Source organism: Salinigranum rubrum, assembly GCF_002906575.1.
Taxonomy (GTDB): Archaea; Halobacteriota; Halobacteria; order Halobacteriales; family Haloferacaceae; genus Salinigranum; species Salinigranum rubrum.
Genome location: NZ_CP026309.1, coordinates 3,208,682 through 3,222,858, shown reverse-complemented (window position 1 = coordinate 3,222,858; position 14,177 = coordinate 3,208,682). Strand labels below are relative to the sequence as shown.

Below are 14,177 nucleotides of genomic sequence, written 5' to 3'. Positions count from 1 at the left end.
GGATGCCTCAGTCGAGTGCAGCGTCGATGAACGCCGCCGAGCGGTCACGCTGTGCCTCAAGGACACCCCGAAGTTCTTCATCCGCGGTCAGTTCGAGCAAATCGTCCACGATCGACTCATCGACCGCTGACTGGGAAATACCTGACTCACACGCTGCGTCGTAGGTTGCGCGGGTCGCCTCCTTGGCGACGGCGACATCGAGCGCAGCCGCCTGCACAACATCGGCCATCGTGCGGTCGTCTTCACTTGCGAAGGCATTGATGACACCTGCAGTCAGTTCGCGGTTCGATGGGCCTTCCTCAGAGCCGGTGTACACACCGAGGACGTGATTTTTCACCCGACCGAGACGCGTGGTCGCTGCCCCGTACCGCTTGTTCCGTTTCGTGATGGCGAGGACGAACGCGACCTCCGCAGGCGTCGCGTCTCGGAGCGTGATAGCACACGGGAAGAGAGTGCCCGGTTCGAAGAAGTCCGGCTCGCGGATAGTGGCCTTCGAACCCTTGGCGTAGCCCTCACCAGGTGCGTTCTGAAATTTCTCGTCGATACAGGCACTCGCGTCACGCACGCTGAACGCCGTATCGTACATGACTCGTGAGGTCACGCCGATGTCCACCTCATCGTCCCCGCTGGCTGCACTCCCGTAGAGTGCCGACTCGACCGAGCGGGGGTTCATCTCGTTGACCTCCATCGAATCGTCCTTCTCGTAGTCCAGTAGTTCACGCTGGATTGCCTTGCCCATACGCCGGTCGCTGCCGGTCTGTTTCCGCATGAACATCAACCCCGGCGAGTATTCGATGCTCCCCTCCTCTCCGACAACCGAGAGGGAGGCGATGTCAGCGTCCTGCCCGTTGGTGGTGAAGATGGCGTGGCTCTCTAATTCCCGCAGCACGAGTATTGTCGTGTAGTTTGTGCCTGGGGTGTTCGTCATCCCATCCATCGGGACGGTGCTGTTCTCGAGTGCCGTGGTAATGGAATCGTCTAACATTAGATGTCCTCCTTATTGTCTGCAGTCGCAGCCGTCTCTGTCTCGGCGTCATCGCCGTGTTGTTCTTGATACTGCTCGTTGCTCAGCCGTAGTGTCGCCCCGAAGAAGCCGTCTGCGAGGTTGTTCTCCAGTCGCTTGAGTTGCGACGGGCGCCCGTTCGCGATACCGAACAGAATTTCATCCACGAAGAACCCCGAATAGTCTTCAATCCGTTCTTGGAGCGAGGTGCCGGCCTCAGAGTCTTCGTGGCTGACTGGGTAGATCCCGTTGCCGGCCTGCCGGTCGAGCATCTTCTGTATTCGGCCCGAAACGAGCATCGTGTAATCCTCTCGGCTGAGCTGTCCGCCTGTTTTCGTGACCGCTTTCACACTCTCGCGGAAGACGCGTTCAACCCGGTGGGGCTTGTTGCCCCGAGTGTTCGGCCGGATTGCATCGAACGCGAGTTCTGCGAGTCGGGTGATGCGGCTGTGAGGTGTCTCACTCATGCTGTCATTGAATCGTGCGATGCCGCGCCCTTCGTCGAGCGCGACTGCATATCTCATCAGGGCAGGAATGTAGAGCCCCTCATCTGAGGATTGGATCGCCCGCTTGAGCAGGTGCGCCCCGGGGAGTAACTCGTTGCGGCTCACTCGGAGATACTTCGCAAACAGGGAGTCGTTCCGCGAACTCCCCTGCAGCGCGTGCCCGAGTTGAATCAGAGCTGCTGCTCGACGGAGTGTCGTCGGCAGTTCACTCAACGAGACAGACTCGCCGTAGAACTGGGTGACTTGGGTGAACCCGCCGCCTAGCTTGGCGAACTCGGGGAATTCACGAGCCCGCATCTCAGGCACCGGCGATTGGCTCATGTAGACGCGCATTCCCGTGTACGCGCTGATAGACAGCGCGAGGAATGCACCGAAGAACTGGAATTCAGTGTCGTTGTCGGGGACTTTGAAATATCCAATCGTCTGTGAGCCGAACTGGAGATTGTGGTCGAAATCCCGTCCGAGCGACTCGAACATCGTCCGGCCGCCGTTGCCCTCCGGCTGGGTCACTTCGTCCATGATGGCGCCGAAACCTTCCGGTGTCTGCATATCGTAGACCGCTTCAGCAAGGCGCCCCAATCGGACGCGGTTCTCGCCCGTGAATCGGTTTACTAACCGATCAGTGAGTTGCCACGAGAACGGTGTGAAGAAGTAGTCTGGGACGAGGTGGAAAAATAATCGTCCATCCTGACGGCGCTCAGCCGCCGTCTCACGGAGCGAGAATTCGATGCGACACGCGGCACAGAGGATCAGTTTGTCCTCCTTGTTTCGGCCGATCTGCTTGCGATTGGTGAAGCCAGCCTGGAGCGTCGAGAGTGACTTTTTCGACTTCATCGGAGTGAGATTCCCACCTGCTCTGACCCCGCGACTACACAGCGTGCAGGTTTTCGCTCGTGACTTCTTCACGTATTCATCGAACGTGTCTGTCGTAGCGCTCTCGTCGCTGAGCGCGCCTTTGCCGACCCGCAGGTTTTCTTCGATGAACGCTCGCACCTCGCCAGCGAGCGCCCCTGCGTGCGCCTGCTGGACGACCGTAGCCCAACCGACGTTCTGGTCGTCCGTCTCGACAAGGCCTTCGAGTCTTTCTTCGAGCGTCTCCATGATTTCGTCGGAGGACTCACGAAGCGCCTCACCCTCTCCGAACTGATCAAGGAGCCGCTGAGCGAGAGCGTACGAATAGTCCCATTTCCCTCCACTCACGAGGTTGCTGTGTACGCCTTCGGGGAGTTCTTCAAGCGAGTCCGCGAGTGCCTCATCGAAGCCGAACGCTTCGACAGTCGGTCGAATCAATTCAAAGCCACCTGCATCTGGCCGGAGTGGGCTCACGAAGTCGGATTTGATTGCGTTGACGAAGCGGGCTGCACCCTGTTGCTGCTTCGTCATCGAGAACTCAGTGTCCAGTCCCTCCTCCAACAACTCCATCGACGTACGGGCAGCGTCAGTCGGCTCATCGTCGGCGGCGCCATCTGTCATGCCTTTGCGAACCGTTGCCCGGAGCAATCGCGCTGACCCCGCGTAAAAGAAGTCAGGATCGTTGAGGCTGTACCGCGCCCCACTTCCGATGTTCGACTGGAGTTGGTCGATAGAGCGGTATGCAGGATGACTGTCGCTGATGTTCGCGCCAACCTTCCGCATTAGTGCGTCCGCCAACTCAGCGTCGTTGGCCGGCTCCGGGGCATCCCGTGGTGCGAGATAGACGCACCCATCCTGATAGATGGTCAGGCAGGTGTAGTCGAAGTTCTCGTTGAGATACTCCGAAACAGTCGCATTTAGCAGGTTCGTGAAGACACCGGTAACGTGATCAATCTGGTGGTTGACCAGTTTCACCGGCTCACCAGGGAACGCCTCATGGAACGTTGACTGCATCCGCTGATTCGTTGCTTCCTGTGGTGTCGTACAGGAGGCCATCCCGTCTGCGAGCCGAATGAGTGGTCGATAGTCTTCCCACCGAAGCGTTACCTCCGTCGAGCGGGCTGCATCGCTGTCGTGGTGGTCTACTGCACACGAGTGGAAGTCGCGAACGTTGAGATTAGGGGCGAACTCATCGAGTCCGAAGTCGGCGACAAACGCATCCATCTCCTGTTCGGTGATATTGAACCGAGTCGCTGGGTTCTCGTCCTCAGCACGGAGTTTGTGAAAGTCGTGAGCAACAGCGAGCGCGATGAGTTCACGAAGTTCATCTGGAGAGATTGGCTGTATTCGGCTCTCCTCTGCAACCGTCGCGAGGCGGTGGAGGAAAAAGACCAGATTCCGCGTGTGATTGAGCATCGACTGATCCACTTTTCCGTACTCAACGCTCTTGTTCTGGCTGAACAGCCACCCTGACTCGATGAGTTTGGGGTCGATCTCAGTCGCATACTCCTCGAAAACCTCTCTGTGAGGGTCGAACTCGGGGACTCCTCGTCTCGGCCTAAGTTCTGAAGCGGGTCTGCGTAGAGTTCAGCGGCGATCTGCCCTGTCTCGTTGCCCTCGGCTGGAGGTGACTCCAGAGCCTCGTCACCGCCGACATCAAACTCACCGAGGTGACGTTGCTCACCGTCTTCCTGCGGCATCAGTCCTGTACCTCCACAGAGACCGAGCCACACCCACGCGCGACGGCGTTGCCAATGCCGCTATATTCGGCATAGAGCATGAGTGCCGTCAGGGCAGTCTGCTGTGCATCGGATGCCTTATGGAACCACGCTTCCCAGTCACACGTAAACCCGTGAATGAACAAGAGCTGGCCGTCCTCACTGCGTCCCTTCATTACCTTGTGTTTGCGGTACGTCCGGGGGTTCGGCTGCGCGATGACGTTCTGTCGGATATCATCCCGCGTGATGTCTAACTGATACTGCTCCGGTGCCGTCTTGTTCCACTTGTTTCGCAGCGACTCGAAGACTGGAATCCGGTGGGGGACGCGGGTCTGGATATCCGTGCCGTCTTCGATGCACGTCGGCGTCTCGAACGCGACGCGGATGCGCGGCGACACATACGACGTCGCCTCTTCGAGGAGTGACTCGTGAGTGGCCTGTGTGGACTCGAACTGCTTCACCTCCAACACTCCATCGGTCAGTTCGATGGGGCGCTGGTCGTACATGAGCGCGTCAACCAGTGACCGAAACACCGACTGCTCCTCATCAGAGGTGACGCCAATGCTCATTCGGTAGGTCCGGTCTCCACGGACGAGTTGATGGTGATCCCGTTCGGAACTCCCGAATCCGCCGAGGAGCCCGCTATTCCGGAAGGTGCTGAGCGGTGAGTCGTGAACGGCCGCGCTCACCTCCGAGGATACGCCGTCTAATATGTCTAATAGAGCAGCATACGTCGGATATCCCGTCGAATACGGGACCGGGAAACTCGAACACGGCGAGAGTGCCATGTCGATTCGTTGCATACAGTTTCGTGACAACTTCTCTTACATAAGGTTTTGTGTGATGGAGAAGAGTCTGCAATTCAGTGCAATTCAAGATTAGGATTTCACTACGGTAGCGCGATAGAACTATACTGGCGCGTTTTCTTTGGCGTGTATGCGGCAGTATATCGCCAGTTTTGGGTTTGACACCCGTCGAATAACCCGGTCAGTGATTAAATCGGGAATTGACAGTGGCGACCAGATCGTTCTCTTGCAACCAGCTGCGAACTTCGACGACGACGGTGGGTTCGTGAATGAGAGAGCAGCCACCTCGACAGCGGAACTCGTTGAGTTCTTCGAGCGGATCGATGACGACATCCGAATCGTCAGCGCCCCAGTCATCTGCCCCCCGTTCGATGTTGCAATCCGAGAGGTTAGCGCTCTCGTGACTGACCCTGCGCGTGCAGCACAACGCGGGATTCCACAAAACGATGCCGAAGCCACGGCCCCATCTCTCGGAACGAAGGCTGTTGAGACAATTGTGTGCCCCGGCGGCGGAGTCCGAGAGCTGCTTTTCGTGTTGAGTGTGATCGCGGCCGCCCACCCATCTCATATCGAGGAGGTCGTGATGGTTGGTGATCTACACACGAAACCAGCCTCGATTGCTCTCCCGACGGTCAACCCGCACATCCCGAATCGAGCAGAAAAGACGTTCGAGGCGTTTATCAAGGCGACGCAAACTTTGAGCGACGACCGAATCACGGATGGAGATAGCGCTGTCAACACCACGCTTTCTGTCGCAGAATTAACCGAGTTGACAGGCCAATCGAAAAGCACGGTCGGCCGGCATCTTGATTCGTTAGAGGAAGCGGGTGTCGTCAAGTCGTCGCGCGAGGGCAAAGAGCGAGTGGGGCGGTTGACGCTCGGTGCAGAACTCTATCTCAGAGATATTAAACTGCAGAATAGTATGTGACATACAAAAATTCGAATATATTAGACATGTATGTCACTTGTGGTGCTTCGTATGCATTCTTTAATCTGTTCGAAACAATTAGAAATGAACTCTGTGCAAGCCGTCGACCGGTCACATATTCCGACAAGACCGCTAATTACAGCATACTTCCAGTATCGAGTCGACGATTTCGAAGATCGGATCGATTGCTTCGAAGAGCGCGATACACTGCCCGATGAAGACATGCGTGTCGCTATCGCGAAGGCACGAAGTGAACTCAAGCAACTGAAGAAGGAACGGGATGCGGAATTGGCGAGGCTGAAGGAGGAGGAACAGGTGATTCTCGATGAGCACAGCTCTGTTAATATGGCCGTAATAATTGATGCGCTCGAGAACTAAATATAGTCCGCACCTTTTGTCTGGAATCGCCCAATCTAACGGTCTGATATAGATTCAGTCATCTCTCACCCATCGCCTCACCAATTCGCGCTTCTGTCGGTTCAGCGAGATACGGCTCAATCGCGGAGTAGTCGGACCAGCCACCGATGCTCATCATCGTTCGAACGTCGACCTGACGCTCAACGAGGTGGTACGTCGCCCAGGAGCGTCTGAGGTCGTGTGAGGAAACAGAACGCCACCGTGGTTCGTCCAGATTGTCAGCAATCGTTTTAGCCGCCTCTTTCACCCATCGACGAACCGACGGCGTACTCACGTTGACCCACGACTCCGATGGATCGAGTTGCCGCTCACGGCTGTATTTGTGGACATCGTCAGCGACGTTATCGGGCATCCAGGCATCCCGCGTTTTGCGGTCGCCTCCTTTTGTGTTCTTCCCGCGGACCTCAAACAGCCACACACTGCCGTCTTCGGAGTAGCGAAGGTGGTGGTCACCGGGGTAACCCACTTCGGACGCTCGAAGACCACATTGTCCCATGAGTTGGACTGCGATCTCTCGCTCCCAACCGTCTTTCCCAGCGGACCGTTCGAGAGTCGTCAGCTCGTCTGGGGAGAGCCAGCACTTCGTGACGTCTCCCGAGTCGTCGACGCGAACCATAATCGGATATCACAGAATATACGTCTAGTTCTTTCGGCCGACAAGTCCAGATATCGGCTTCAGGTGGGGAGATCGGGCCATTCGTAATCGGGTTGTGGGACAAGTCGATTACTGGTCTGAGAACGAGTGTTGTCGCTCGCACCAGTCGATCATGGAATCACGCATTTCGTCGGGTACGTCTCCGAAAATTTTCCCGAGCCTCCATCCGAGGTTATTCCATGTTAGTACATCAAGCGTCTCGTCTCCATCATACTCCTTGCCCTCCACCGCTCGAGTCCATCCCTGTTTGAAATTCGCTCGACGACCAGACGTGAGTTCCTGACGGATGTCGTCCGTGTAGTCCAACAACTCCGATGACATGTAGGAGAATTACTACAGAAGATATCTTAAATTGGGGGGAGTTGGCTGATATGGACCAGACATAGAATCACTCGATCCGTAGAATCACACTGAACAACATAGACTGGCTTTACTAGAAGCTCTCTGAGAATGGGCAAGTTCTAGGGAAACTTGCTGAGAGCTAGGAAAATTCTAGGGGCGGTCTAGCCCCCGGCGGGTATAATGCGCTCTCGTGAAAAAGAACCACTCGAATCAAATCATGTGTGGTGAGAATGATACTCCCGACGAATTTGAGAGAATCAACAAAAAGTGGGGTGGGGAATTTAATCCGTTCGGGTCAACCAAACCTACGCTTTATAGTGTCCCACCGAATGCACTCAATCGAGCGGACCGAAGCGTTGCGTTCGCGGCTGCTAAACGGTTGCCAGAGTTACCTCCCCTCAAGCCACTCGAATATCGCTTCGCGGTGGTCTGTCAGTACGTAGCGTACGGCGAGGTGGAGTCGAAACGCCTTGAGGGGAAGCCGTTTCGAACCGAATCTGAACATCGACTAGATCGGGCGTTCACTGATGTTGCAGCGGCGTACGACCGATGTGAGTCAACGATCAGAGCTGCCTGCACAGAGGCGTACGAACAAGGTAGTGGCCCTCTTAGAGACGAAGCATACGACCCCGAGAACCCAACAGCGTCGTTCAGAGAGGACTGCTGGAAAATACTGGAATGCGTGAGAGCGCAGGCTGATACTTAAATGAATCGACGCTATTTCCTCCGCGTAGTCGGGTCCGGAGCTGTTGGATCCGCCTTATCGACGACAAGTACTGTGAGAAGACACGATTCTGTGCGCCAACGCACGGGACAACTTCCAAACAGAGAGGTGACCACGGAGGTCGTAACTCCCTACGGCGATTACTCTCTCGGCAACCCCCGGTTAGCGAGTCTTCATGGATTATCCACCGCTTCGGGTGGCGGACCGTGGCTGACGAAGGACCAGATGTACTGCGACAATTCCGCGACGCGGTCTCATACGAGTTCTTCATAGACGGTGAACCAATTGAGGACGCAACGACCCACTGGAACGGCATTAGAAGGTACGGAGACACTGGACACTGGCATCTCAGATGGGAGTACGCAACACCACCGCAGTCCATCGGTCTACATGAGTTCCGTGTCAGGAAGACATTTGACCAACCTCTATGCTATCCAGATTCAACAGGAGAGGACAAACTTTGGCAAGGCGTGGTGGAAGAGGAGAGTACGTATGATGTCATTACAAATGACCGCTCAAGTACACTAGTTCCATCACTCACGCATGAATTTGGAGCGGATCCACTAGATTTCATTCAATAGCGTACATGGAACTACCAATAATTCGTTTGTAGATGAGAATCAAGTAGAAATTCAAACCGGCTGTACAACAACTCGATTATCTCGACTCGTTGTTCCTCGGTAAGAGCCGGTACTAATCTTATCATAATGAATATCGCGGCAACAAGAATATGTCCTTCAACATCACATAAATATGCGACGTGTATCTATATTCGCCGGATAAGATAGATCAGGAACGTGCCCACCACCAAGCGGTCATTCAAGGTTCTGAAGATATCGACGTGAAGCGCATCGGGAACCTCGGCGAGCTGGCGTTTGAGCAGTTCTGTCGCGAATACCTCCCAGTCGAGATGTGGGAGTGGAAGAACGAGGAGGCAATCCGTCGTTGTAACCCTGAGAGTTTCTCTGGATACGACTTTGAGGTGTTCGGTTACGAGATAGACGTGAAGACATCGCGGGACGTCTCTGCGTTCCGACCAGCGAATATTCTAAAAAATGATCCAGATGACGATATTATAGTCATGGTCTGGCATCGAGACAAGGAAGACGCGCTTATTTTGCTGGGTTGGGAGCGAACCGAGACGCTGAAATCAAAAGTCAAGACACAAGAGGAATACTCTGGCGAAGAACCCGAGAAGCTCGCACATCTGTCTGCCAGACCGATGAACGAGCTCCACGACCTCGGGCCGAATACCGCCCATCTGAATCAGAAGCCGGAGAATCCGTTCGCACCCGGCGACAGGGTTGTTAAAACTGATGACAACAACACATCAGTTGCAGTCGTTGTAGAGGTTCTGCCGCCGGAGAAGAACAAGACAGCATTTGGACAGACGATGGATGGGGAAGCTGTCAACGTCGCCTTTCCCGAGATGCTTGACGACGGTCCAAGCGACTGGCGGAAGATCTCTCCAGCGAAGCTCGCCTCCTACTGCGACGACCAAGATATCAAACTCTACACGTACAAGCACACTAATCTTGAACAGGCAAAAGAACCCTTTGCCCTCGGCGACTACGTGATTAAGCCCGACTACGACGACCCAGACCTGGCAGTGGTAGTCAATATCGACAAAGACGAGGATCGTGATATCGCGGTCGCCTTCCTCCATCATCTCGAAGAAACCGTTAGCGACGATTTCTACCGGGTACCGAACGAATTACAGGCCTATTGTGATGACCACGACATCAGTGCGTACTCGTATGAATCTTCGGCGCTAGAACTCAAACCCCAATACTGAGCTAGGCCCGTACAATTTGTGTAAACGATTTTACTCATCCACCAGCTGTAATAATCCAGGCTCGTTGATACGAATCGCCAATCTCTCCCGCTCCTCGAGTTCGAACGGATCACGCGGGAACAACATCTGCGAGAGCTCACCGGCGCTCACACTATCATCCAACAGATTGAGAGTCGGCGTCGGTTCCCCATCGCGATGGCGAATGACATGCGAATGGTCCGCCCACGATAGCTCGATAGCGGTCTCCTCCGTACTCACGTTGAAGTCAAGCGTCGCCTGGCGGGACGCGTAGTAATCGATTTCCGGCCGGCCTCCCTGGAGTTCGAACTCGAACTCGTATCGGAGGGTTCTGTCTTGGTGTGCTCCAATTAGGGGCAGACATAGCAGCTCCCCGTCGTCCAATACCGGACAAATAACCCCTCTATAATCCGTCCCCGACTCGGACACGCTCACCTTAAGATGCTGGTCGGTGTCGCGAACGGCGGGTTTCAGCAGCTCTGAACGGTCGATAACCAGCCACGCGAGAAGCTTGTGCCGGGAGAGAGACCGAAGGTCGAGGTGTGTCGAAAGCAGGTCCTCCCGAACCGGAACTTCGGTCACGAACGGCTGTTCCTTGATGCCTACCGAGTTGCGCTGCGTTAGCATCGTAACTACAGTTCCATCCACGTCCAGCGACACGGCACCACGGAACCAGAGCCGCCGGTGTGGTTCTTGCGGTGCCAGCGTCTCGTCAAGCATAATTGTCTCCCCAAAGCGGTCGTAGCCCCGGACGCCCCAGTGAACCTCAACCCCCTCGTCCTGTGGCAACTCGGTCTCTTCTGCCTCGAAACTGACCGCCGTCTGGTCGTCGATTATCGTGGACTCCCCAACCGGCTTCGCAGTCAGCTGCAAGGATGCGAAGGTCTGCACGGCCTCAGCGGTTCTTGCGTCGGGCTGTGGAAGTGACACCTGGCGGTCGTCGAGCCGATAGTACCGATCAAGTGGCGGCGCGATTGTGATCTCGACCACGTCGCCTCCGTGACGCTCATCGAAATAGTAGCGGAGCATCCCCGTTTCAGGGGTCGCGTGCCCGAGGTACTCTATGGGGCCGCCGGTCGGCCGCCGCAACAGTAGCTGGTCGTGACGTGGCGTGATCGCACCATCGACGGTCACCTCGAGGAACGTTACCCCCCGACGCCGTCAGCTGTGACCGCCCCGGTCGAGACGCCCTGCACGAAGGTCTCGTCGAGATGGGGTTGCGACTGGGGCTCGTGTAGCACCGTGAGCGTCCGCGACTCCGTGTACTCGGCACGGAGCCAGATCTCTGACGCCCCCGTCGTGTCAATATCGAACTCATCAACCGGCACAGCCGAGCCATCACACACCACCACGTCGCCGGGATACTCCGACAGGGACAGCTCGCCGCTGCGGAGCCGCTCAAGTCCCGGACCGGTCAGCCGACGCTCCGGCGGTCGGAACGAGGTCTCGATATCCAGTTCGATGAAGTCGATGACGGCATTCGACTGCGGAGTGAGCGTGGGAATTTCCGCACGACGCCCCTCCTCGACGGGCTTGAGCGTGACTGTTTCCGGCGAGCGTGACCCATCCAAGAGATTGCGGTAGTACACGGTGGCCGTAACTGCACCGAGCGTCGGCAGCGATGCCGACCACGCGAGTTCGAGGGCATCCTCGCGGAGTTCCAGCCAATCTCTGACCAGATCCTCCAGCCAGACCTCCTTGAACGAGACGCTCTCAGAGCTCGAAGAGACAGCCTCGTCGAGTTCACCCTCTCGGGGACGTTCATAACAGTACGGCAGCTGTGACCCGAGGAAGTCGTGAAGCTGTTCGTTCTGCGTGTGGTCCCGCAATAGGAGCCCAATCTCGAAATTGCCGGAGTTGTGCTGCCACGCGTTCTTCGTCAGGTTCGCCGTCGTCAACAGCGAGATACGCTGTTCCTGTTCCTCGCGGTCGACGAACCGGAGCCCCACTATCTTTTGATGAGCGAAGCCCGACCGCAACTCGCGCCCGCCACGCAACTGGTCCCCCTGGTCGCCCGGCGCTCGGACCTGATACGCGAAGTCATCGAACCGCTGCTCGAAGTCGGCGACATGGCCCGAACTCAGCCCAGTGTCCTGATTGCTGATCTTGCTGAGCCGGCAGGTCCGAACTGTGAGGTCGATATCTTCGGGTCTGACATCGGGAGCGAGCGTTTCGGCGAAGAGTTCCACCCCTCGGGCGTTCACGAAGGGGGCGTAGTAAGTAATTGACACCGTGCCCGCGGCGTCGGCGAGCTCGTTTCGGAGCGCTCGCTTCAGCGTGTTCGAGCGGTGCGAATGCACAAGCACGTACGGATACTTGGTATTCTGCAGGAGGGAGTCGGCCCAGCCGGTGTCGTCGCCGGTGACCGTGGATCCGATGAGTTCGATTGCCTGGCGGACCTGCCAGCTCGGCGTGAGTCCGTCGCCCACGTCGCCGTCGAGCAGTTCCTCCGGCGTGGGATCGTACTCAAGTGTGTCGCTGAACCGTGCCGCCCACTCGACGTTTTCGTAGATGCCCGAGTAGGTGAAGTTGAATGACCCGAGCCAGCAGGTGATCCGGTCCTCGCCCCACATGAGATATAGTTTCGCGTGGGACGGTATCGTCCGCGTCTTCACGGTTGCGTCGACACCACCCGCGTTCTCATACACCTCCTCGGTCGTGTCGTCGGGACCGCAGACGACGACGGTATCGCTGGCGTCGAACCACGACAACAGCTCAAGGCTGATACCGTAGGTGAAGATGAGATAGCGGTCGTACTCACTGCTCTGGAGATCCTGCTCGAACTCCGGGCCGGCGTTTCCAAGGACGTCGTCTGCCCCCGTCATCGGATTGAGGTGGCGAGCGTTTCAGCCCACGAGATCAGCGGCCCGATGCCGTAGAAGCTCGCGGCGTTTGTGTTCTGCGGGCGGGTGCTGCTGAGGTACTGTCCTTCCGATTTCTCCGTGACGGTCCCCTGCGAGGCCAGCAGTTCGAGGAAGAGGGCCGCCGGGTCGAGGCCTTCGTCGAGGCCCGCTGTGAGCGTCTCGACGAACGTGACGGTCGTTCCGGCGTCGGTCTCACGGAGCTCCGTCAGGAGCGTCGAGAGATGGGGTTGGCACTCGTCCGTATACCGGAAGAACGAGCGATACCGGTCGGCGGTCGATGAATTCGAGTCGAAGTAGTCTCGCACGTCGCCCACATCGATCGGAGAGTCGATTTCGTCGAGGAGATCCCGAGCAATGGTCTCGCCATCGGCCATGAAGAAGTTCAACACCCAGTAGAACGCCGTGGCATTCAGCCCCTCCACAACGCGGTCATCGAATGCCGAGAGCGAATATTCCGTCTGGACCGTGGTAACGATTTCCTCCGGGTCTTCGGTGACGGTGTCATAGAGGTGCCGCATCTGCTGAGTGATTTCGTCTCTACGGTGAGCCGTCGGGTCGAGATAGAGCATGAACATGAGCGACCGGAGGAAATGCTCGCCATGGTCAATTCGTCCGACAGCCTCAAGCAGCGCCGTCGCCTCACCGGCGGTGAACTCCAGTCGCGTATTCCCGAGCGTTGAGCGCTGCTCCGGCGTCGCCGTGTCGTAGACGCGCCGGGCGAAACTGAACGTCGTCGAAATCACGAGCGTGTCCTTGCCGCTCCGTAGGGAGGAGTGACTTTTCACTACCCGGCCGACTGCCGTCGCAAACCCGCTGGCGAGTGCCTGCTCCTGATACTCTGGCTCCGTCTCGTCGAGCGCTGAGCCGACCGTATCCTCCAGTTCGGCCACGAGATCCACACCGAGTTCATCGCATCGTGTCCGGAACCAAGGCGCGAACGAGGCCTCGACGAACGTCTCGTAGTCCGGCACCGGCTGCTGTTCGGCGAGCCGGTGCAGATTCCTTGCCAACTGCGCGTAAATTCCTCCCGGCTGGTCGGGGTCCTTCCGGAAGAGCCAGTCCCGGGTGGCCCGCTGCCCGGCGTTGACCGTCATCTTACCGGCGGTTCCCATGTTCGAGTACACGCAGTAGTAGAGGAGACTCTCCGTATAGTCCGGTTCCTCGCCCGTCGCCCACAACAAGATCGCGTCTTGGTCCGTAAGAGGGTAGCCATACTCGGCTAGGGCGAACGTGTGCTTGACCCAGAACAGCGAGTGCATGATCATCCCCATCCCCGGGAAGACCACCTCGCGGAGCTCCTTCGGCCGGAAAAGGTTTGTCCGGCTCTGAGTCTCCTGCGTTCCTGAAATGAAGATTCGCTCGTCAGGTGTCGCCATGATGGGTACGTTTCGGCACACCCAGATATACTCCTCGCCCGTTCAAGTAGTCACATCGTGGGGAATTCTAGCAGCCCGGAGACGGGTACAGAAGCGGACAGTTTCAATACAGTAGCTGGGGGTGAGTCGCTGCTATTGTGCCCTCCTTCAGTGAAACTCGTTTGCTTCCGGCC

11 protein-coding genes are annotated in these 14,177 nt (G+C 57.1%); 4 read left to right on the top strand and 7 right to left on the bottom strand.

Annotated elements, in window-relative coordinates:
- Window positions 1-7 precede the first annotated feature (7 nt).
- The 3 genes from cas7d to cas6 all read right to left on the bottom strand — a co-directional run bounded on the left by cas7d (window position 8) and on the right by cas6 (window position 4,882).
- Window positions 8-985 (bottom strand): type I-D CRISPR-associated protein Cas7/Csc2, encoded by a 978-nt coding sequence (gene cas7d / locus C2R22_RS15700; protein WP_103426591.1) that lies wholly within the window; start codon window positions 983-985, stop codon window positions 8-10.
- Complete coding sequence (gene cas10d, locus C2R22_RS15695; protein ID WP_245902788.1) at window positions 985-3,777, bottom strand: type I-D CRISPR-associated protein Cas10d/Csc3; 2,793 nt, start codon at window positions 3,775-3,777, stop codon at window positions 985-987. The genes cas7d and cas10d overlap by 1 nt, the downstream gene beginning before the upstream one ends.
- 283 nt (window positions 3,778-4,060) lie before the next feature.
- Window positions 4,061-4,882: a CRISPR system precrRNA processing endoribonuclease RAMP protein Cas6 gene (cas6, locus tag C2R22_RS15690; protein ID WP_103426589.1), complete on the bottom strand. Its 822-nt coding sequence runs from the start codon at window positions 4,880-4,882 to the stop codon at window positions 4,061-4,063.
- Window positions 4,883-5,015: 133 nt separating this feature from the next.
- Here cas6 and C2R22_RS15685 point away from each other — a divergent pair, with 133 nt between their 5' ends.
- Window positions 5,016-5,813 (top strand): ArsR family transcriptional regulator, encoded by a 798-nt coding sequence (locus tag C2R22_RS15685; protein WP_103426588.1) that lies wholly within the window; start codon window positions 5,016-5,018, stop codon window positions 5,811-5,813.
- Between the two features lie 93 nt (window positions 5,814-5,906).
- Entirely contained in the window at window positions 5,907-6,191 is a 285-nt protein-coding gene (locus C2R22_RS15680; protein ID WP_162562532.1) for a magnesium transporter CorA family protein, read from the top strand.
- Between the two features lie 58 nt (window positions 6,192-6,249).
- Here C2R22_RS15680 and C2R22_RS15675 read toward each other — a convergent pair whose 3' ends face one another.
- On the bottom strand, window positions 6,250-6,846 hold the full coding sequence (locus tag C2R22_RS15675; protein WP_103426586.1) for a site-specific integrase: 597 nt from the start codon (window positions 6,844-6,846) through the stop codon (window positions 6,250-6,252).
- Window positions 6,847-8,157: 1,311 nt separating this feature from the next.
- Between C2R22_RS15675 and C2R22_RS25215 the strand changes: the two genes are divergently transcribed.
- Both C2R22_RS25215 and C2R22_RS15665 read left to right on the top strand, forming a co-directional pair.
- Window positions 8,158-8,532 carry a hypothetical protein gene (locus C2R22_RS25215; protein ID WP_162562531.1) on the top strand — a complete coding sequence of 125 codons (375 nt, stop codon included), beginning with the start codon at window positions 8,158-8,160 and terminating at the stop codon, window positions 8,530-8,532.
- Between the two features lie 179 nt (window positions 8,533-8,711).
- Window positions 8,712-9,746, top strand: coding sequence for a hypothetical protein (locus C2R22_RS15665; protein ID WP_103426584.1), 1,035 nt, complete (start codon window positions 8,712-8,714; stop codon window positions 9,744-9,746).
- Between the two features lie 30 nt (window positions 9,747-9,776).
- On the opposite strand, the gene C2R22_RS15660 is transcribed toward C2R22_RS15665, so the two are convergent.
- Genes C2R22_RS15660 through C2R22_RS15650 form a run of 3 tightly spaced genes read right to left on the bottom strand, consistent with a single transcriptional unit; the run spans window position 9,777 to window position 14,004 of the window.
- The gene (locus tag C2R22_RS15660) at window positions 9,777-10,898 is read right to left on the bottom strand and encodes a hypothetical protein (protein WP_103426583.1); all 1,122 of its coding nucleotides are present in this window, start codon (window positions 10,896-10,898) and stop codon (window positions 9,777-9,779) included.
- A gap of 11 nt (window positions 10,899-10,909) precedes the next feature.
- Window positions 10,910-12,589, bottom strand: a complete 1,680-nt coding sequence (locus C2R22_RS15655; protein ID WP_103426582.1) for a phospholipase D-like domain-containing protein — start codon at window positions 12,587-12,589, stop codon at window positions 10,910-10,912.
- Window positions 12,586-14,004, bottom strand: a complete 1,419-nt coding sequence (locus C2R22_RS15650; protein ID WP_103426581.1) for a hypothetical protein — start codon at window positions 14,002-14,004, stop codon at window positions 12,586-12,588. Before C2R22_RS15650 ends, C2R22_RS15655 begins: the two co-directional genes overlap by 4 nt.
- Between the last annotated feature and the right edge of the window lie 173 nt (window positions 14,005-14,177).